19 protein-coding genes are annotated in these 19,376 nt (G+C 63.8%); 11 read left to right on the top strand and 8 right to left on the bottom strand.

The features are described 5' to 3' along the window. The 4 genes from AC1D1P_RS02465 to AC1D1P_RS02480 all read right to left on the bottom strand — a co-directional run. Positions 1 to 668 (bottom strand): NAD(P)-dependent oxidoreductase (locus tag AC1D1P_RS02465; RefSeq protein ID WP_477671991.1); only part of this gene is annotated, 668 nt, incomplete at its 3' end. Between the two features lie 47 nt (positions 669 to 715). Then, entirely contained in the window at positions 716 to 1,690 is a 975-nt protein-coding gene (locus AC1D1P_RS02470; RefSeq protein ID WP_477670275.1) for a 2-dehydropantoate 2-reductase, read from the bottom strand. A 138-nt stretch (positions 1,691 to 1,828) separates the two neighbouring features. Further along, positions 1,829 to 2,815 (bottom strand): Bug family tripartite tricarboxylate transporter substrate binding protein, encoded by a 987-nt coding sequence (locus AC1D1P_RS02475; protein WP_477671992.1) that lies wholly within the window; start codon positions 2,813 to 2,815, stop codon positions 1,829 to 1,831. Between the two features lie 90 nt (positions 2,816 to 2,905). Then, entirely contained in the window at positions 2,906 to 3,313 is a 408-nt protein-coding gene (locus AC1D1P_RS02480) for a 5-carboxymethyl-2-hydroxymuconate isomerase (protein WP_477670273.1), read from the bottom strand. A 97-nt stretch (positions 3,314 to 3,410) separates the two neighbouring features. On the opposite strand from AC1D1P_RS02480, the gene radA reads away from it, so the two are divergent. From radA to waaF, 6 genes are all read left to right on the top strand, one after another. Beyond that, positions 3,411 to 4,790, top strand: coding sequence for a DNA repair protein RadA (radA, locus tag AC1D1P_RS02485; RefSeq protein WP_477671993.1), 1,380 nt, complete (start codon positions 3,411 to 3,413; stop codon positions 4,788 to 4,790). Positions 4,791 to 4,810: 20 nt separating this feature from the next. Further along, a complete protein-coding gene (locus tag AC1D1P_RS02490) occupies positions 4,811 to 5,599 on the top strand; it encodes a metallophosphoesterase family protein (protein ID WP_477671994.1) in 789 nt (262 codons plus the stop codon). 170 nt (positions 5,600 to 5,769) lie between these two features. Beyond that, on the top strand, positions 5,770 to 6,204 hold the full coding sequence (locus AC1D1P_RS02495) for a glycerate kinase (protein ID WP_477671995.1): 435 nt from the start codon (positions 5,770 to 5,772) through the stop codon (positions 6,202 to 6,204). Between the two features lie 102 nt (positions 6,205 to 6,306). Then, positions 6,307 to 7,245 (top strand): branched-chain amino acid transaminase, encoded by a 939-nt coding sequence (locus AC1D1P_RS02500; protein ID WP_477670269.1) that lies wholly within the window; start codon positions 6,307 to 6,309, stop codon positions 7,243 to 7,245. 102 nt (positions 7,246 to 7,347) lie between these two features. After that, positions 7,348 to 7,569 (top strand): zinc-finger domain-containing protein, encoded by a 222-nt coding sequence (locus tag AC1D1P_RS02505; RefSeq protein ID WP_477670268.1) that lies wholly within the window; start codon positions 7,348 to 7,350, stop codon positions 7,567 to 7,569. Positions 7,570 to 7,668: 99 nt separating this feature from the next. Continuing rightward, positions 7,669 to 8,688, top strand: a complete 1,020-nt coding sequence (gene waaF / locus AC1D1P_RS02510; RefSeq protein WP_477671996.1) for a lipopolysaccharide heptosyltransferase II — start codon at positions 7,669 to 7,671, stop codon at positions 8,686 to 8,688. Between the two features lie 5 nt (positions 8,689 to 8,693). Here the strand turns inward: waaF and AC1D1P_RS02515 are convergent, their stop codons facing one another. From AC1D1P_RS02515 to AC1D1P_RS02530, 4 genes are all read right to left on the bottom strand, one after another. Continuing rightward, complete coding sequence (locus AC1D1P_RS02515; RefSeq protein ID WP_477671997.1) at positions 8,694 to 9,317, bottom strand: carboxymuconolactone decarboxylase family protein; 624 nt, start codon at positions 9,315 to 9,317, stop codon at positions 8,694 to 8,696. A 310-nt stretch (positions 9,318 to 9,627) separates the two neighbouring features. After that, on the bottom strand, positions 9,628 to 10,857 hold the full coding sequence (locus AC1D1P_RS02520) for an ATP-binding protein (protein ID WP_477670265.1): 1,230 nt from the start codon (positions 10,855 to 10,857) through the stop codon (positions 9,628 to 9,630). Between the two features lie 6 nt (positions 10,858 to 10,863). Further along, complete coding sequence (locus tag AC1D1P_RS02525) at positions 10,864 to 11,580, bottom strand: response regulator (protein ID WP_477670264.1); 717 nt, start codon at positions 11,578 to 11,580, stop codon at positions 10,864 to 10,866. Between the two features lie 192 nt (positions 11,581 to 11,772). Next, on the bottom strand, positions 11,773 to 13,179 hold the full coding sequence (locus AC1D1P_RS02530) for an AmpG family muropeptide MFS transporter (RefSeq protein ID WP_477671998.1): 1,407 nt from the start codon (positions 13,177 to 13,179) through the stop codon (positions 11,773 to 11,775). Positions 13,180 to 13,210: 31 nt separating this feature from the next. Between AC1D1P_RS02530 and AC1D1P_RS02535 the strand changes: the two genes are divergently transcribed. The 5 genes from AC1D1P_RS02535 (at position 13,211) to AC1D1P_RS02555 (ending at position 19,241) form a co-directional block, all read left to right on the top strand. Then, positions 13,211 to 14,053 (top strand): M48 family metallopeptidase, encoded by an 843-nt coding sequence (locus AC1D1P_RS02535; RefSeq protein WP_477670262.1) that lies wholly within the window; start codon positions 13,211 to 13,213, stop codon positions 14,051 to 14,053. 24 nt (positions 14,054 to 14,077) lie between these two features. Then, a complete protein-coding gene (locus tag AC1D1P_RS02540; RefSeq protein ID WP_477672000.1) occupies positions 14,078 to 15,235 on the top strand; it encodes an HPP family protein in 1,158 nt (385 codons plus the stop codon). A 320-nt stretch (positions 15,236 to 15,555) separates the two neighbouring features. Beyond that, positions 15,556 to 15,924, top strand: coding sequence for an Hpt domain-containing protein (locus tag AC1D1P_RS02545; protein WP_477670261.1), 369 nt, complete (start codon positions 15,556 to 15,558; stop codon positions 15,922 to 15,924). Between the two features lie 30 nt (positions 15,925 to 15,954). After that, a complete protein-coding gene (locus tag AC1D1P_RS02550; protein WP_477671999.1) occupies positions 15,955 to 18,855 on the top strand; it encodes a PAS domain S-box protein in 2,901 nt (966 codons plus the stop codon). Between the two features lie 2 nt (positions 18,856 to 18,857). Beyond that, positions 18,858 to 19,241: a response regulator gene (locus tag AC1D1P_RS02555; RefSeq protein WP_477647940.1), complete on the top strand. Its 384-nt coding sequence runs from the start codon at positions 18,858 to 18,860 to the stop codon at positions 19,239 to 19,241. The last annotated feature ends 135 nt before the right edge of the window (positions 19,242 to 19,376 follow it).

Raw genomic sequence — 19,376 nt, forward strand, 5'->3', positions numbered from 1 at the left:
GTCTTGGCCATGGCCTGGAAGAGGCCCGAGTTCACCGCGCCGGCCGAAATCACTTCCACCAGCTTTTGCGGCTGAATGCCCGCCAGTGCGCCCACGGCAAAGGCCTCGGCGGTAGCCGTGCAAATTGCCTGGCCGATGAAGTTGTTGAGCAGTTTGATCACATGCCCGGCGCTGGGGCCGCCTACGTGAAAGATGTTTTCGCAATAGGCGGCCAGTACCGGCCGGATTTTGTCGAACACGGCCTGCTCTGCGCCCACCATGGTGTTGAGCTTGCCGAGCTCGGCTTCCACCGGCGTGCGCGCCAGTGGTGCATCCACCAGCGTCGCACCGCGCTCGGCGCATAGGGCGGCCAGGCGGCGTGTGGATTCGGGTTCGCTGGTGGAGGTGTCGATCACGATCAACCCGGCGCGCGCCTTTGACAGTACGCCATTGGCCCCGAGCAGGGTCTCTTCGACCTGCGGCGATCCCGTCACGCAAATAATCACCGCGTCGCACGCGCCCAATTCGGCGGGGCTGGCGGCCTGCTTCGCACCGGCGGCCAGTAGGTCGGCCACGCGTTCCGTATTGCGGTGCACGGTCAGGCTGACGTTGAATCCCTTGGCCTGCAGGTTGCGTGCAATGCCGTGTCCCATGAGGCCCGATGCGCCGATAACGCCGATGTGTTTCATGCTGTCTCCTGAAAAGTGGTTGAGAAAAAAGCCAGAAAATCTTTGGGTCAATAAAGACCCTTGACGCGTGCCTGCAACCGGGCCAGCCCGAGTAAGGCGTCGGTATAAGGTGTGGGCACGGCCGTCAGTTGCCCCAGCTCGCGCACGGCCGTCACCAGTGCGTCCAACTCGACCGGTTTGCCGGCTTCCACGTCCTGCAGCATGGATGTCCTGAATGCGCCCAGCTTGCGTGTGATGACATGTCGCTCCGCAGGGGTCTGGTTGATCGGGATGCCGATGCGCGCCCCGATTTCCTTGGCTTCGAGCATCACGCTGTGGGTGAAACCCGTCACCAGTTCATCGTCCAGGACGCGGTCCATGGTCGCGCCGGTTAGCGCGCTGATCGGGTTGGCGGTCATGTTGCCCCAGAGCTTGAACCAGATGTCTTTCTGGATCTGCCCGGACACCGGCGCTTCAAAGCCGGCTTTTTCAAGCAAGGCCGCAAGTTGCTGCACCCGGGAGGTTTTCTCGCCGGAGGGCTCACCGATGATGAGCTTGTTGCCGAAGTGGTGGTGCACCTGGCCGGGCTCATCCAGCGAGCAGCTGGCATGCACCACGCAGCCGACGATGTGCTTTGCCGGAATGGCCTGCGCCACCTCGCCGCCGGGGTCCACTGAGGTCAACTGGGTGCCTTCAAGCGTCCCGCCGAACCCCTGCAAAAACCACCAGGGCACGCCATTCATGGCGGTCAGGACCATCGTTTCAGGGCCAATCAGCGGCGCGATCCGGCGCACCACCTCGGGCAGCGAAGGCGCTTTGACGGCCAGCACCACCAGGTCCTGCACGCCGAGGTCGGTTGGCGAGGCGCTGGAAGCCACGGCTTGCGACGTGATCTTGCCGCCCTGGTTCAGCCGCAGCCCGTGCAGCTGCAGGGCATCGAGCGTAGCGCCGCGCGCTATCACGCTGACGCGGCAACCTGCGTGAGCCAGCCCGTGGCCTATCCAGCCGCCAATGGCACCGGCGCCATAAATACATACCTTCATTGTTTCATGTCTCCATTTCCAAATTCCAAAAGCGGAAGGCCAGCAGGGGCCGCGGAACCGGCTTTGCCGGGCCGCAGGCGCAGCGCCCCCTCGGGGGGCAGCGCAGTACGCGAAGCGACAAGCGTGGGGGCTCTACTTCTAACCTTCAGGTGTAAAACCCACCGCCTTGACCAGCGGGCCCCATAACTCGGTGTCGGCCTTGAGCATGGCGGCCAGCTGTGCGGGCGAGGTCGGCGCTGCTTCCAGATAAGACACGGCCAGGCCGTCAATCACGTCCTGTGAGGCCAGCGCGGAGCGGATGCCGGCATTCAGGCGCTGCACCACATCCTGCGGCGCTTTGGCGGGCAGGAAGAAGCCGAACCATTCGGTGAACGCCATGTCCTTGAAGCCTTGCTCCAGCAGCGTCGGCGTGTTGGGGGTGAAACGACTACGTTTGGGGCCGCTGGTCGACAGCAGGCGGCACTTGCCCGATGCGACATGCTGGGTGAACTCGCCGGTAGGGCCCGACACGGCGGCAATCTGCCCGCCCACCATGTCCAGCACGGCTGGCTGGGTGCCGCGAAAAGCCACGTGGCGCAAGTCCACGTTGCCGGCCCGGCCCAGCAGCGCGCCGATGAAGTGCGGCGATGAGCCGGCGGCCGGTGAGCCGAAGTTGGCCTGGCCTGGGTTGGCCTTGCACCAGGCAAGAAAGTCCGGCACGTTTTTGACGCTGGCCGGCACCAAGGGGCCGACGGCGAAGCCGTAGTCGAAGATCGCGCCGGCAGATACCGGGGTCAGGTCGGCGACCGGGTCGTACGGCAGTTTCTTGTAGGTGTGCGGGTAGATGCCCAGCATGGACATGGGCGTCAGCAAAACGGTAGCGCCGTCGGGCGCGGCGGATTTGACGAACTGCACGGCGATTTGCCCGCCCGCGCCGGTCTTGTTTTCCACCACGGCGCTTTTGGCATATCCGGGGTGCAGCTTGTCGGCGACGCGGCGCGACACGATATCGGCGGTGCCGCCGGGCGCGAAGCCGACGATGACCTTGGTGCTTTCAAGGGCCTGGGCCCAGGCGCGCTGGCCGATGCCTGTGAGCAGTGCTGCAGCACTGGATGACTGGATGAGCTGGCGGCGCGAAATGTTCATGGTGTGTCCTCGTGAATCGGTGGGGGCTGCCGTGGCGCCGTGGCGGGCACGAAAAAGCCATTGTTGTGCAAGATGCGATTTTGTGCAGGATCAGGCGGCATCCAGATGCGCGGCGAGGTTGTTGCGCTTGCCTTCATACAAGGGCATGCCCTCGTCGATTTGCAATGTCATGCCCACAGCGTGCTGCGCGAACACTGCATCCAGGTGTGCACTGGCGCTGGCCAGCAGGGCGTCGCCGGCCCGCTTTTTCATGGCTTCGCTGCGGCCGGGGGTGATCAGGAGGTTCAGGTAGATAAAAGCGCGGTCGGGCCGCCCGTCCGCCACCGCAAAGTGTTGTGCCGGCCAGGCCATGACCCGCGTACCGGCCACCGGGAAAAGCGGCGCCACCCCGTCTTCTCCACGCAGGGCCACCAGTGTGGCGGCCAGCGTGTGGCACAAGGCGTTCATGTCGGTGAGGCTATCCAGGTTGGCGGTGTATTGAATGTTCAGGTGAGGCATGACGGAGTCTGGTGGGCTTGGCGGGTTGCACGGATGAACAGGACCCGCCATCATTACCAAAACGCAAAGGCTGGTTATTTATACAGTAATATCACGCATGGCTAAAGACAAAACGATTTACACCTGCACCGAATGCGGCGGCACCAGCCCCAAATGGCTGGGCAAATGCCCGCACTGCAATGCCTGGAACACGCTGATCGAGTCGGCCGCGGAAAACAGTGCGCCGGTCAAGAACCGCTACAGCAGCCAGTTCCAGTCACTGGCCAAGGCCTCTGACGTCACCGCCCTGGCCGACATCGAAGCCACCGACATGGAGCGCACGCCGACCGGGCACGAAGAGCTGGACCGCGTGCTGGGCGGCGGCATTGTCGAAGGCGGCGTGGTGCTCATTGGCGGTGACCCTGGCATCGGCAAGTCCACCTTGCTGCTGCAGGCGCTGGATTCATTGCAGCGCGCCGGGCTCAACACCTTGTACGTGACCGGCGAGGAGAGCGGCGCGCAGGTCGCGCTGCGTTCACGCCGGCTGGGGTTGGACGGCTCGCAGGTCAAGGTGCTGGCGGARATCCAGCTMGAAAAAATCCTCGCCACGCTGGAGGCCACGCAGCCCGCCATCGCGGTAATCGACTCCATCCAGACGGTGTATTCCGACCAGCTCACGTCGGCGCCCGGCTCGGTGGCGCAGGTGCGTGAATGCGCGGCGCACCTGACGCGCGCCGCCAAGTCCAGCGGCGCGTGCATCGTGCTGGTGGGCCATGTGACCAAAGAAGGCGCGCTCGCCGGGCCGCGCGTGCTCGAGCACATGGTCGACACCGTGCTGTACTTTGAAGGCGACACGCATTCCAGCTTTCGCCTGGTGCGCGCCATCAAGAATCGTTTCGGCGCCGTCAACGAAATCGGTGTGTTCGCCATGACGGAAAAAGGCCTCAAAGGCGTGGCCAACCCGAGTGCGATCTTTTTGAGCCAGCACAGCGAGCCCGTGCCCGGCAGCTGCGTGCTGGTCACGCTGGAGGGCACGCGCCCCATGCTGGTTGAAATCCAGGCGCTGGTCGACAACGGCGGGCCCAGCCCGCGGCGCCTCTCGGTGGGCCTGGACCGGGACCGCCTTGCCATGCTGCTGGCGGTGCTGCACCGCCACGCCGGCGTCGCCTGCATGGACCAGGACGTGTTCGTCAACGCCGTGGGCGGCGTGCGCATCAGCGAGCCGGCAGCCGACCTGGCCGTGATGCTGGCCATCACCTCGTCCTTGCGCGGCAAGCCGCTGCCCAAGGGTTTCATCGCCTTTGGCGAGGTCGGGCTGGCCGGAGAAGTGCGCCCGGCCCCGCGCGGCCAGGAGCGCCTGAAGGAGGCCGCCAAGCTGGGTTTTAGCGTAGCCGTGGTGCCCAAGGCCAACGCGCCCAAGAAACCGATTGAAGGCCTCACCATCCACGCCGTCGAGCGCGTGGAAGAGGCCATGGAAGTGGTGCGCAGCCTGAGCTGAGGCATTGCACAATCAGGGCCATGAAACTCGCCGTCATCTCCGACATTCACGGTAACCTGCTGGCGCTTGAGGCCGTGCTGGCGGACATTGCCGGGCAGGGCGTTGACCAGACCGTGAATCTGGGCGACATCCTGAGCGGCCCGTTGCAACCCGCGGAAACCGCCGACCTGCTGATGGCCCGCAACTTCACCACCATCCGCGGCAACCACGAGCGGCAGGTGCTGGAATTGCTGGACCAGGGCCAGCATCTCGACCCACTCGGTACCGACGGCTACACCGCGGGCCAGCTGACGTCGGCGCAGGTGGCGTGGATCAGGTCGCTGCCCACGCGCCTGGAGCTGGCGGGCGGTGACGTGCTGCTGTGCCACGGAACGCCCGGCAGCGATTTGATCTACTGGATGGAAACCACGGTGCCCGGTTTTCCTGACGCGCATCCGACGGGTATCCGGCCCGCCACGGCCGAAGAAGTTTTCCTGCGGCTTGGCGACGAGAGCCCCCAGGCGCATTCGCTGGTTCTTTGCGGCCACACCCATGTGCCGCGCATGGTCCAGTGCGGCAACCTGCTTGTCGTCAATCCCGGCAGCGTCGGCCTGCAGGCCTATGACGACGACCATCCTCACCCGCATGTGGTGGAAAACGGCGCGCCGCACGCGCGTTACGCGGTCGTCGAAAAAACCGCCCAAGGCTGGCGGGCGGACCTGCGCGCGGTGCCCTATGACCATATGACGGCATCCAAAGCGGCATTTGGGCGCGGGCGCCCCGACTGGGCGTATGCCCTGGCGACCGGTTGGGCACAACGCGGCAGTTAACAAAGTGCTATTAAAAACATAGCTGCTGGCGCAATATCTGATTGGGCAGCAGCCACTTTTGGCTTAAAAAGAGCCCGCCACGCTGCCTGGAGGCCGCTTTCGGCGGTTTTTTCATGCGGCTACGCACTCCCCGCAGCGCCGGCGCCCCGGGTGGCTGCGAAAATAAGGCCATGAACTTCCAGAAAATCATTGTTCCCGTGGCCGGCATCGCCGGGGTCTTGCTGGCGTACCGCTTTTACGGCTGGGCCGGTGTAGCCGCCGCCGCCAGCGCCCTCGTGATGTGGGTGCTGCTGCATTTCACCCGCATGATGCAGGTCTTGAAGCGTGCAGCCAACCGGCCCATCGGTCATGTCGACAGCGCGGTCATGCTCAACGCCAAGCTCCGGCCCGGCATGACATTGCTGCATGTGGTGGCGATGACGCGGGCGCTGGGCCTGCTGCAGTCGGCCAAGGACGAGCAGCCCGAAATCTTCCGCTGGACAGACGGTTCCGAGTCGCATGTCACCTGCACCTTTGTGGGCGGCAAACTGTCGCACCATGAACTCTTCCGCCCGGCGCCCGCGGATTCGCCCGAGGCCGGGGGCGCAGCGCCACCCGCACCGTAAAATCGGACTTTCGGGCTTTGCACCGCCTCCCGGGGTTGCCGGCAGGCGGGTGCGGCCGATGGCCAAAAATCATTCCACGACACTCATCACAGGATCAGCATCATGTCCCCAGTAGCACCTTCCATGGCAGACCGCGACGGCAAAATCTGGATGGACGGCCAGATGGTCGACTGGCGCGACGCCAAGATCCACGTGCTGAGCCACACCCTGCATTACGGCTGCGGCGCGTTTGAAGGCGTGCGGGCCTACAACGCCCAGGGCGGCACGGCGATTTTCCGGCTGCAAGAGCACACCGAGCGCCTCTTCAACAGCGCCAARATCCTGCGCATGAAGATTCCCTTTAGCCAGGACGAAGTCAACGAAGCCACGAAAGCCGTCGTGCGCGAGAACAAGCTGGAGTCCTGCTACATCCGCCCGCTGACCTGGATCGGTTCGCAAAAACTCGGCGTCAGCCCCAAGGGCAACCAGATCCACCTGATGGTCGCGGCCTGGCCCTGGGGCGCCTACCTTGGCGAAGAAGGCATGAAGCGCGGCATCCGTGTGAAGACTTCCAGCTACACCCGCCACCACGTCAACATCACCATGACGCAGGCCAAGGCGGTGAGCAATTACACCAACTCCATCCTCGCCAACATGGAAGCGCTGGATGACGGCTACGATGAAGCGCTGCTGCTCGACGCGTCGGGCTTTGTCAGCGAAGGCGCGGGCGAAAACATTTTTGTGATCAAGGGCGGCGTGGTCTACACGCCCGACCTGTCTGCCGGCGCCCTCAACGGCATCACGCGCAACACCATCCTGCACATCTGCAAGGACCTGGGCCTGGAACTCGTGCAAAAACGCATCACGCGCGACGAGGTGTATATCTCCGACGAAGCCTTCTTCACCGGCACGGCCGCCGAAGTCACGCCCATCCGCGAACTCGACCGCATTGAAATCGGCGCCGGCTCGCGCGGCCCCATCACCGAGAAAATCCAGAGCGCGTTCTTTGACATCGTCAACGGCCGCAATCCCAAGTACGCTCATTGGTTGGCGAAAGTGTGAGCCCCCACGCTTGTCACTGCGTGTACTACGCTGCCCCCCGAGGGGGCCGTGCCTTGCTTGGGGCGGCCCGGCGCGGCGGCGTCTTTAACTAAAAAGGACTTTATGACCACGACGACTCTCCATTCATCCGCTGTCGAACTGCTGGCCTCCGACCTGAACGCCCAGGGCGGGGTCTACTGCCCCAGCCCCAAAGCCGACATGAAAATCTGGAACAGCCACCCCAAGGTCTACCTGGACGTGGCCCGCACCGGCCAGGCCAAGTGCCCGTATTGCGGCACKGTTTACGCGCTGAAAGCCGGCGAGCACTTCGGCGCTGGACATTGACCCACCCCCGAATCGGCCTGCGGCCGCTTCCCCCTCAAGGGGGCGCCATCTGCGGCCCGGCAAAGCCGGTTTCGCGCTGGCATTGGAAGGGAAGTCCACATGCCTGAGTCACTAATAATTTCGCCACAATGGATCGGGGATGCGGTGATGACGGAGCCGCTGATGCGCCGCCTGCATGCGCGTGGCGAACGCCTCACGGTAGGCGCCTTGCCCTGGGTGGCGCCGGTTTACCGGGCGATGCCGCAGGTGGCCGATGTCATTGAGTTCCCTTTCGCGCACGGCGGCCYGCAATTCCGCGAGCGTCGTGCGATCGCCAAACGCATCGAGGGCCGCTTCGACAAGGCCTATGTGCTGCCCAACTCGCTGAAAAGCGCGTTGCTGCCTTTTCTGGCCAGCATTCCGGAGCGCATCGGCTACTTTGGCGAAGCCCGCGTGGGCCTGCTCACGCACCGGCTTAAAAACCCCAAGAACAAGCCCCCCATGGTGGCGTTTTATTCAGCGTTGAGCGGTGGGGCGGACCTCGACAAAGACCGGCCGCAACTGCAGATGGCGCCAGCTGAAATTKAGCAGGTTCTGGCTGAACTGGGCCTGCAACGTGGCGGCTATTACGTGTTTGCGCCCGGTGCCGAATACGGCCCTGCCAAGCGCTGGCCCGCCCGTCACTTTTCAGAACTCGCCGCGCGGCTGGCTTTGCCGGTGATGTTGCTGGGCTCCGGCAAGGAAGCGGCGCTCTGCGAAGAAATTGCCGCGCCGGTGAACGCAGCGCAGCCCGGCAAGTGCCTGAACTTCGCGGGCAAGACCTCGCTGGTACAGGCGCTGTGCCTGATCGCCGCAAGCCAGAGCACGGTCAGCAATGACTCGGGACTGATGCACGTGGCTGCGGCCTTCGGTGTGTCGCAAGTGGCGATCTTCGGCTCATCCAGTCCGCTGCACACGCCGCCATTAAGCGACAAGGCCACTGTGCTGTGGCTCAAAGCCGATGCAGCCTACCAGCCGCCGCTGGACTGCGCACCCTGCTTCGAGCGCGAATGCCCGCTGGGCCATACGCGCTGCCTGAACGATTTGGGCGCCGAGCGGGTGCTTGCGGCGCTGCCACCGGTTTCCCGGGTGGAAAGTTAGGCCGGTCAGGCGGGGAAGGCCGCCAGCGGCGAAAAACCCGGTTTGCCCTGGGTCGGCGTACGCGCCACATTCATCACCCAGCACACCATCACAAAATAGCCGGCGAGGCTGACCAGCTCGACCACACCCTGTTCGCCGAAAGTTTCCACTGCCGCGGCGTAGGTGGCGTCGCAGCAGCCATGCTGGCGCAGCACTTCGAACGTGAGGTCCAGCGCGACGGCCTCATCGGCGGCCGGTTCACGGGGCTGCCTGCCTTCGGCGATCGCGTCCACAGTGGCCTGGCTCACGCCCGCAGCCACCGCCAGCGGCGCATGCATCAGCCATTCAAACTGGTTGGCGGTATGGCGGGCCGCCACGCAGGTAATGAGTTCGCGGACGCGCGCGTCCAGCGTGCTTTCAAAGCGCAGGTAAGCCCCCACGTCGCCAATGCGGCCCATGAGCTGCGGGCTGCGCAGCAGGGGAATGAAGGGGCCAAACACGGCCTTGCGCGGGCCGGCGATCAGTGCGTCCGCAGCGGCCTGCTGCGCGGGTGACATGGCCTCCCGCGGCATCAGCGGCATCCGGTCTTCGGCAAGCGGGAAGAAGCCCTGGGGGACGGCGAGAGTTGGGGGTGTGGTGGCAAGGCTCATGGGGTTCCTGTGGGTGGCTGAATCCCTGAGCGTATCAAAGGGCGCTCCGCCATGTCTTCAGGCAAAAAAAAGCCACCGCGAGGTGGCTTTTGCAAACTTCTTCCGTGAGGAAGATGTCGTTGGGAATCATTGAAATGCTTCACCGACGTTTGGTTTTTTAGTCCCTTTTAATTCCCCTGTTCCCCTACCCATTGTTGTGACAGCAACGGAAAGAAATGTCGGTGATTACACCCTGTCTGACCATTCTCCAAATAGAGGAGACACGCGGTTTAGTGTTGTTGGAGGCCATTTTTCGTGATTTATTTCACGTTTATGGATGGACAACCGGCAATTCAACAACAAAAGTCGCGCCGCCGCCGGGCCGGGCTTCGCAGCGAACGCTGCCCCCATGGCGCTGGCTGATCGACTTCACCAGGGCCAGGCCGAGCCCCACGCCGCCTTCGCGTTCACTGGCGCCGGGCAGGCGGTAAAAAGGCTCAAAAATACGCTCACGCTGCTCGGCGGGCACGCCTGGGCCGCGGTCATGGACCTTGATCACGGCCCGCTGTTTTGCCCCGGCCCGGGCCTGTGCCAGCTCCAGGCTGATCTCGCCGGTGCTATAGCGCCGCGCGTTTTCCARCAGATTACGGATCAGCCGGCGCAAGAGGCGTGGAGAACCCTGCACCGTCAGGCTGTGGCTATCGGCATCAATGCCCAGACCGGCGCCAGGGCCGCTGGCATCCTGGTCCAGCTCGGCGCTCAATTCCGCATTGACGCGCGAGCATTCTTCCGCCGCCAGGCCGGTGAGGTCCAGGGTTTCAAAAGGCTCCGCGTCGGCCTGCTTGGCGTCGAGGCGGCTGGCCAACAGGATCTCATCGATCAGTTGGTCGAGTTCGGAGATGCTGCGGGAAATTTCCTTGCGCTGCGGCGATGCGGCGTCGGTGCCCATGAGTTCCAGCCCCATGCGGATACGCGCCAGCGGTGAGCGCAATTCGTGCGACGCGTTGGCCAGCAGCGATTTGTGCGACTCCATCAGGGTTTCGATACGCTCGGCCGCGTGGTTGAAGCGCCTGGCCAGGAAGGCCACCTCGTCCTTGCCGTCTGCATTGACGCGGGCCGACAAATCACCGGCGCCCCAGCGCTCCACGCCGCGCTGCAGGGCTTCCAGCCGCAGCGTCAACCTTCGCATCACGGGGTAGGCGCCCAGCGCCACGGCCAGGCCGACGACGACCAGCATCCAGCCAAAACCAAACGGAGGGCGATTCCACGGGTTATTGCCGGGTGGGCGTTTGGGCCGCGGCAACACCAGGTTCAGCGTCTGGCCGTCTTTGGTCAACACGTCAAATTCCAGGCCGTCACCGGGTTTGCGGTCGGGCTTGGTCTGCGCCGTGCCGATGACTTCGCCCTTGTCGTTGTGCACCAGCACTTCGCGTATCGGCAGCTGCGGCGGGTCGGCGCTCAGGCGCCACGCCGCGCCCACCAGAAAAGTGAGGACCAGCACTGTAGCGACAACAGCCAGCCAGATTCGCACATAGAGGTGCGATGTAAAACGTCCCCACATAAGAATCTAGTCCTGCTGTTTGGCAAAAACGTAGCCGACACCGCGCACCGTCAGAATGCGCTTGGGGTCTTTTGCGTCGGCCTCGATGGCGCTGCGGATGCGGCCCATGTGCACGTCGATGGAACGGTCAAAGGCCTCGAGTTCGCGGCCGCGTACGGCTTCCATGATCTGGTCGCGGCTCAGCACGCGGCCTGCACGTTCGGCCAGCGCCACCAGCAGGTCGAACTGGTAAGACGTCAGCTCGCAGGTGTTGCCGGACACCGATACGGTGCGTGCATCGCGGTCAATCTCCAGCGAACCGAAGCGCATGACCTTGTGGCCGCCGCTGGAGGCTGCCGCACCCGTTTCGCCGCCGCGGCGCAGCACGGCCCGGATGCGCGCCAGCAACTCGCGCGGCTCGAAAGGTTTGGGCAGGTAGTCGTCAGCGCCAATTTCCAGGCCGACGATGCGGTCCATCGGGTCGCCTTTGGCCGTCAGCATCAGCACGGCGGTGTTGGCGTTTTCGCTGCCCTGGCCCTTGATGCGCCGGCACACTTCCAGGCCGTCCATGTCGGGCAGCATCAGGTCGAGGATGACCAGATCGGGCGTTGCAGCTTCCAGCGCTGCCAGGCCCGCCGCGCCGTCGGCCGCGTGGGTAAAACCGTAGCCCGACTGGCGAAGGTATTCGCCCACCATATTGGCCAGGCGGGTATCGTCTTCAATCATCAAAAGCTGTTGGGTCATGGCTGGTCCTCGTGTGCAGGTGTTCCCCGTGGGGTGGAATCACAATGAAATTCATGGTGCGCCGGGCGCAACAATCCCGCTTGAAGCCACCGTAAAGTTACGGTAAACCGGGGCAGCGAGCCTCCAGCATACTCCGTGCACGGCACGTCCGCCATGGTGCGGAATTGCTATTGAATTAATAGCTGCTTGCGCTTATTCCTTCTGGGCTTGCGGCGTTTTAAGTCGTGAAGCAAAACCCACCAGAACCAGCACCGGCAGGCCCAGCAAGGCTGTTGCGGTGAAGAAGTTGCTGTAGCCAAAGGCGTCCACATACTTGCCCGAATAACCGGCAAGGAACTTGGGCAGCAATAGCATCATCGAGCTGAAGAGCGCGTACTGGGTGGCCGAGTAATTGATGTTGGTGAGGCTCGACAGGTAGGCAATGAAGGCGGCCGAGGCGATACCACTGGAAAGGTTGTCTGCCGAAATCACGAAGATCAACGCGTTGACGTCGTGCCCGCGCGTGCCCAGCCAGGCAAACAGCAGGTTGCTGGCAGCACTCAGCACGGCGCCCAGCATCAGCACGCGCATCACGCCGAAACGCATGGCCAGCGCGCCACCCACGAAGGCGCCTGCCAGCGTCATCACCACGCCGTAAATTTTGGTCACTGCAGCTACTTCGTCTTTGGTGTAGCCCATGTCGACATAGAACGGGTTGGCCATGATGCCCATGACAACGTCGCTGATGCGGTAGACCGCGATCAGGGCCAGGATCAGCAGCGCCTGCTTGCCGTAGCGGCGCAGGAAATCGGCGRACGGGTCGACCAGCGCGGTTTTAAGCCACTCTGCAGCGTTGCGCGATGGCGCCTGCGGGCGCGGCGCTGGTTCAGGCGACAGCAGCACCGTCGCCATGCCCAGCAGCATGGACGCCGCCATGACCAGGTAGGCCACTTGCCATGCGCCGTGCTGGTAAGTGAGGGCGTCGCCTGCGACTTCGGCACGCGCTGCAATCCACAGCGCCCCGGCGCCGGCCCAGATCATCGCGATGCGGTAACCCGTCTGGTAGGCGGCAGCCAGTGCGGCCTGGCGCTGGATATCGGCCGACTCGATGCGGTAGGCGTCCAGCGCGATGTCTTGTGTGGCCGACCCGAATGCCACGGCCAGTGCGCACCACACGACGGGTTGCAATGCCAGCTTGGGGTCCGTCAGCGCCATACCGACAAGCGCCGCCACGATGACCAGTTGCGACAACAGCAGCCAGCTGCGCCGGCGCCCAAGCATGCGCGTGAGCAGCGGAATCGGCATGCGGTCCACCAGCGGCGCCCACACCCACTTGAAGCCGTAGGCCAGCCCGACCCAGCTCAGGTAGCCGATGGTGGTGCGGTCTATGCCTGCTTCGCGCAGCCAGAAGCTCAGCGTGCCAAACACCAGCAGCAAGGGCAGGCCGGCGGAAAAGCCCAGAAACAGCATGCGCAGCGTGGCGGCCTCGGCATACACGTGCCAGACATCGCGCCAGGTGGGTTTGGGTGCGGCTTTCACAGTGGGGGCTGTAGATGCCGCGCTGTGCGCAGCGACAGGGGCGGGTGATGGCAGTTCGGAGGAGGGGGTTTTGTCTGACATGGGCATCTTGATTTGTGACTATTATTCACCCATGTGCTTTTTATGCGAGGCCAAACACTCTGCCTGGGCTGGCCGCCGGGCGTTCCTGCTGGCTGCCGGCGGCGCCGCAGCGACGGCCGTCACCACCCCGCTGCTCGCGCAGGTTGATGTCGGACCGTCATCGGGGCTGCGCAAGCTGATCCCTGCCGAGGAACTGGAAAACGCCGCCACGCAGGAATATGCCAAGCTGCTGGCGGAGGCGAAGTCCAAGGGCGCGCTGGCCTCGCCGGGCAACCCCCAGCTGCAGCGCATACGCGGCATCGCCACGCGGTTGGTGCCGCAGGCCGCGCAGTGGAACGACCGCGCCAACCAGTGGCGCTGGGAGGTCAACCTGCTTGGCAGCAAGCAGATCAACGCCTTCTGCATGCCCGGAGGCAAGATCGCGTTCTACACGGGCATCATCGATCAGCTCAAGCTCACCGACGATGAAATTGGAATGATCATGGGTCACGAAATGGCCCATGCGTTGCGCGAGCATGCGCGCTCCCGCATTGCCAAAAGCCAGGGCACGAGCATGGGCCTGTCCGCGTTGTCACAACTTTTTGGACTGGGACAGCTGGGCGATGTGGCCGCAAACATCGGCACTCAGCTGCTGACGCTGCGTTACAGCCGCGATGATGAAACCGACGCCGACCTCGTCGGACTGGAGCTGGCTGCGCGCGGCGGCTATAACCCGCAGGCATCCGTCAGCCTCTGGGAAAAAATGGCGCAGGCTGGTGGCGGTGCCGGCGGCCCGAGCTTTCTGTCCACCCACCCCTCCGGTCCTGAACGCATCCAGCAGCTGCAGGCCAACGTGCCCAAGGTGCAGGGTCTTTATCAACGCGCCCGCGGCTGATCGGGCTGAGCCCTGGTGACTGGGTTGACGCAGCGCGCCGCATTCTTCACGCGCGCGTGGTGGCGAGGCTTCCGGCCGGGACGCACCCGCATCAACTCACGCGAGCGGCTGCGCATTGTCATCGGGTCGCTGCTGGGCATTTTTGTGACAGGGCTGCTGTGCCACCTGGCTGACCGGATGATGCCGGGYCTGCCCTGGCTGGTGGCGCCGCTGGGCGCCAGCGCCGTGCTGGTGTATGCCGTGCCGGCCAGTCCTATGGCGCAGCCCTGGAATGTGGTGGGCGGTAATACCCTGTCGGCGCTTGCCGGCATTGCGGGCGTGCATGGCATGCATCTGCTGGGCTCGCCGGCGCTTGCGGCCGCGGTGGGCGTGGCCACGGCCATCGCGCTCATGCTGGCGTTGCGCTGCCTGCATCCGCCGGGCGGCGCCACTGCCTTGATGGTGGTGCTGGGCGGAGTTTCCGACCCGCTGTTTGCCTTCTATCCCGTGATGCTCAACTCCGTGCTGCTGGTGGCGGTCGGCGTCGCCTACAACAACGCCACGCGCAGGGCCTATCCCCACACGCAATTGGCCCCGCCGGGCCCCGCGCCGTCCGTAGAAGACCAGTTGCTTGATGCGGATCTGGACGCCGTACTGGCGCGCTACAACCAGGTGTTGGACGTCAGCCGCGACGACCTCAAGACCTTGCTGGCCGAAACCCGGCTGCGCGCGTACGACCGCAAACTGGCGGAAGTCCGCTGCGCTGACGTCATGTCGCGCGATCTCGTCACGGTGGAATTCGGCACGCCGCTGGAAGAGGCCTGGGCCCTGCTGAGGGAGCGCCGCATCAAGGCCTTGCCGGTGGTGGACCGTAGCTTCCGCATCGCGGGCATCATCACGCAGGCCGACTTCATGCGGGCGGCAGAACTCGATTTGTACGAAGGCTTTGACGCCAAGTTGAGGCAGCTGGTGCRCACCACGCGCAGCGTTTACTCCGACAAACCTGAAGTCGTCGGCCAGATCATGACCCGCAATGTGCGGGTGGCGGGCATGCACCGTCGGCTGGTGGAACTGGTGCCGCTGTTCGGCAGCACCGGTCACCACCACATTCCCATCATCGGGGAGGGGGGGCGGCTGGTGGGAATTATTACCCAGTCTGATGTGATCGCCGCGCTGGGGCGGGCTGCCGATCCATCGGCTTGATGCGCGCGGCGCCTCCAATGATTGAATACTAATGTATTTAGTTACCGCATAGATTCAGGGTTTTTTGCGATAAAGCAGTCTATAAGAATTAATTATCCGTCGGTACAGATGATTCGCTTCTGACATCCCGCCGCAAGCGGTGCACCCCAAGGCGAAACCTCGTACTTGTCCTACGCTGCGTTTTGGCACCTGCGCCGTAAGATAAGCCGCATGTGCTTTCTTCTTCATCAAGTGCAACATGCGTGCCCGCGCGGCTTGCATGCCAAGGCGACTTCGGGGCTGGTCACCAGCTTCTCCCGCGGCACCGCATCAAATAGCGCATGGCTGGCGCCAGCTTTCCGGATGCCATGACGCAACCCAACCCGGCCCTGCTCGCATTTCTGGAGGAGCAGCGCGCCGATTACACCCGCTCGTTGCCGCGTCGTCTTGAGCAGGTGGCGGCCTTATGGCAACAAATTCTCAACGGCGACGATCTGGCGCAGGCTCTGCCAACCCTGGAACGCCATGCGCACAGCCTGGCCGGATCTGCGGCAACCTTCGGATGGGTCGACCTCGGTCTTGCGGCCCAGGCGCTGGAACTGGCCATAGAACCTCATGTCGGTGCCGGCCGGCCGCTTTCGCCGCAGGTGCAGGCCGAAGTCGGACGGGCAGTTAAGGCACTGCAGCAGCGCTTTCCCGGTACTGCGTGAACGCCTACGATCAGATCGCACAAAATGTCCATGGTTTCCTCCAACGCTTTTCTGGTCAAGATCAAAATCGCATTGGCTGCAGGCCTCGTGCTGATGATGGTTGTGGGTGCGGCCTCGTACATCGGCATCGACCGCCTGATTGAAACGGCGCAATCCCGGGTGCGCACGGAAGACACGCTGGTGATGCTCGAGCGTGCGGACTCCGGCCTCCGCACGGCCGAGTCCACATTGCGGCAGTATCTTCTGAGCGGCAGCCCCCAGGAGCTGGAGGAGTTCCAGCGGGCTCGGGTCGAGTTGCGCGCGATCAGGGCACGCATGCGCAGCGCCAACGTGCTGCAGGAGGCCGTGGAGTTTGACGRACTGATCAACCAGCGCGCCCTGATCGCGAACCAGTCCATCGCGGCGCGCAAGGCGTCCGGCCCCGAAGCCGCTGCGACCGTTCTTGGCAGTGATGCCAGCCGGCAATTGAGGCTGCGCACCGACGGGTTGCTGGAAAACGCGCGTAATCGCGAGGTCCACAAGTGGCGTGACGCGCAGGCCGCGGCGGAGCATAGCGCCCAGTGGGCTCAGGGCTTCATCATCGCGGGAAACCTGTTGTTTGCCTGCATGCTGGCCTGGATGGTCTATGTGGTCAAGCACTATGAGCACGTGCGAAAACGCGGTGAGGAGCAATTGCGCGACACAGAAGTGATGAGCCGCAGCATTACCGAGGGGATGGTCGAAACGGTGATCACCACCACGTCCGACGACATCGTTCTGGAGGCCAACGCGGCGGCTTTACAGCTCTTTGGGTATGAGAAAAGCGATCTGATCGGCCGTGACGTGTCGGAATTGGTGCCGCCGCGGTTTCGCCAGCAATACAAGGATTTCACCTCCATGATGCGCGAGCAGCCGGAAACATTCCGGATATCCGGGCAGGAAGTGCGCGCCATGCGCAAAGATGGCAGCGAGTTCATGGTCAGTGTGTCTTTTAGTGATGTGCAGGTCGGCGGCCGCCGCCTTTTCACCGCGTTGATGCATGACATTACCGAGAGCAAGCGCATCAGCAAGGCCTTGCGGGCGAGCGAGTCCCAGCTGCGCCAGGTCACCGATACGGTGCCGGCCCTGATTGCCTACCTCGATACGGAGCAGCGCTTTCGCTTTCACAACCGCGCTTACGAAGCTGCTTTCGGCCTGAGCTTCGAGCAGATCGACGGGCACCCCCTGGCTGAAGTCCTGGGTCCGGAGATTTACGAAACCGTCCGGGAGAAAGTGGAAGAAGTGCTGAGCGGCAAGCCGGTCCGCTACGAACGCACCCAGGTGACGCCGCAAGGCGAGCGCAGGCACTTCGCGATGCAGTATTTCCCCCGCTACGGCGAAGGCGCAGCCAAAGACAAGGTCATCGGGTTCTTCTCAATGGGCACGGACATCACCGAGCTCAGGCGTATCGACCGCATGAAGACCGAATTCGTGTCCACCGTCAGCCACGAGCTGCGCACGCCGCTGACGTCCATACGCGGCTCTCTGGGGCTGATTTCCGGCGGCGTGGCCGGTGAGCTGCCTGCGGCGGTGAAGAACCTGGTGGGCATTGCCCAAAGCAACTGCGAGCGCCTGATCCGGCTGATCAACGACATCCTGGACAGTGAAAAAATCGAGTCCGGCAAATTGCGCCTGGACCTGCAGGTGGTGGACCTTCGGCAACTGGTGCAGCAGGCGCTGGTCGCCAACGAGGGCTTTGCCAGCCAGCACCGGGTAGACCTCGTGTTGCGGGCGCCTGACGTCGCCCTGCAGGTGCGGATCGACGCCGATCGCATGACCCAGGTTTTGACCAATCTTCTGTCCAACGCGGTCAAGTTTTCGCCGCCGGGCAGCCCGGTGGAGGTCAGGCTGTCACGGTCGGCGCAGCGCGTTCGCGTCGAGGTGGTTGATGTCGGCCCCGGCATTCCCGAGGAGTTCCACGGCCGCATTTTCCAGAAATTCTCGCAGGCAGATTCTTCCGACACCCGGCAAAAAGGCGGAACCGGCCTCGGCCTGAATATTTCCCGCGCGCTGGTGGAGAAGATGGACGGCACGATCGGCTTCAGCAGCGCGGAAGGCGTGGGAACCACCTTCTTTTTTGAAGTGCCGGAATGGACCAACCCGGTGCCACTGCTGCAACCCGTGCGGATACAGCCGGCTGTTTCAACCCGGCCCCGCATCCTGATCTGCGAAGGCGATCCCGATGTGGCCAGGCTGATCAGCATGATGCTGAGCAAGGCCGGGTTCGACTCCGACATGACACACAGCGCGGAGCAAGCGCTGGCTTGCCTGGCAGTTAACAGCTACGACGCCGTGACGGTAGACCTGAAACTGCCGGGGCAGAACGGCGTGGCTTTTATCGGCCAGCTGCGGGAGGACGAACGAACCCGCCACCTGCCTGTTGTGGTGATCTCGGCCATGGCCGAGCAAGGGCAGTTGCAGTTCAACCGCAAGCCGCACACGGTGTCGGACTGGCTSAAAAARCCSATTGACGAGCGGCTSCTYATTCACAGCCTGCGMCGGGCCGTTGTCAGYGTGGATGAAGGCAAACCGCGCGTTCTGCATGTCGAAGACGACCAGGATATCCAGCAAATCACGGCAGCCATTGCGCAGGACTTTGCGACCTTCGAATTTGCCACCACGCTGGACGAGGCTCGCGCCCTCCTGCGCCAGCATTCATTCGACCTGATCCTGCTGGACCTGTCGCTCGGCAGCCATTCGGGCTGGGACCTGTTCGAGGATATCGACGCCCTGGATCCGCGCCCGCCGGTGATCGTGTTCTCGGCCGGCGACGTAAACCCGGCAGATGGCAAGCAGGCCGATGCGGTGCTGGTCAAGGCCCATACTTCCAATACCGAACTGCTCAATACAATCCAGCGTGTGCTCCAGATTCCCGCCGACTACCGCCCCACCCAATCCCAACCCCTGATCTGATCATGACCAAACCACTGACCCGTATCCTGTATGTCGAAGACGAACCCGACATTCGTATGGTTGCGCAAATGGCGCTGGAAGCCGTAGGCGGCTTCACCGTTATCGCCTGCGCTTCGGGCCAGGAGGCGCTGGATGCCGCACCGGGCGCCGGCGCCGACCTGCTGCTGCTGGACGTGATGATGCCCGGCATGGACGGGCCCAGCACRCTCAAAGGTCTTCGGGCATTGCCGGCCACGGCCGACACGCCGGTGATTTTTATGACCGCGAAGGTGCAGGCTGCAGAGGTCGCGGTGTACAAGGGCCTGGGCGCCATGGAGGTGATCCCCAAGCCGTTTGACCCGATGGAGCTGTCTACCCAGATCCAGCGCATCTGGGCGGCGCAGTAGAGCCCCCACGGTCGCTCACTTTATGTAGCTCCCTGCCCCCCGAGGGGGCCGCCCGCCTGCGGTCTGGCAAAGCCGAGAGATTGGCACACCCCTATCGGGCTCACTGCGTGTAGCCCTTTTCCCCTTGCAGGGGAC

The organism is Polaromonas sp. P1_E1_2 (genome assembly GCF_056406035.1).

Bases quoted from the DNA above. Each gene is read 5' to 3' on its own strand.
- AC1D1P_RS02475 (WP_477671992.1), bottom strand. From the start codon at position 2,815: ATGAACATTTCGCGCCGCCAGCTCATCCAGTCATCCAGTGCTGCAGCA.
- AC1D1P_RS02545 (WP_477670261.1), top strand. From the start codon at position 15,556: ATGGCTGGCGCCAGCTTTCCGGATGCCATGACGCAACCCAACCCGGCC.
- AC1D1P_RS02495 (WP_477671995.1), top strand. From the start codon at position 5,770: ATGAACTTCCAGAAAATCATTGTTCCCGTGGCCGGCATCGCCGGGGTC.
- AC1D1P_RS02515 (WP_477671997.1), bottom strand. From the start codon at position 9,317: ATGAGCCTTGCCACCACACCCCCAACTCTCGCCGTCCCCCAGGGCTTC.
- AC1D1P_RS02525 (WP_477670264.1), bottom strand. From the start codon at position 11,580: ATGACCCAACAGCTTTTGATGATTGAAGACGATACCCGCCTGGCCAAT.
- AC1D1P_RS02480 (WP_477670273.1), bottom strand. From the start codon at position 3,313: ATGCCTCACCTGAACATTCAATACACCGCCAACCTGGATAGCCTCACC.
- AC1D1P_RS02470 (WP_477670275.1), bottom strand. From the start codon at position 1,690: ATGAAGGTATGTATTTATGGCGCCGGTGCCATTGGCGGCTGGATAGGC.
- AC1D1P_RS02535 (WP_477670262.1), top strand. From the start codon at position 13,211: ATGTGCTTTTTATGCGAGGCCAAACACTCTGCCTGGGCTGGCCGCCGG.
- AC1D1P_RS02490 (WP_477671994.1), top strand. From the start codon at position 4,811: ATGAAACTCGCCGTCATCTCCGACATTCACGGTAACCTGCTGGCGCTT.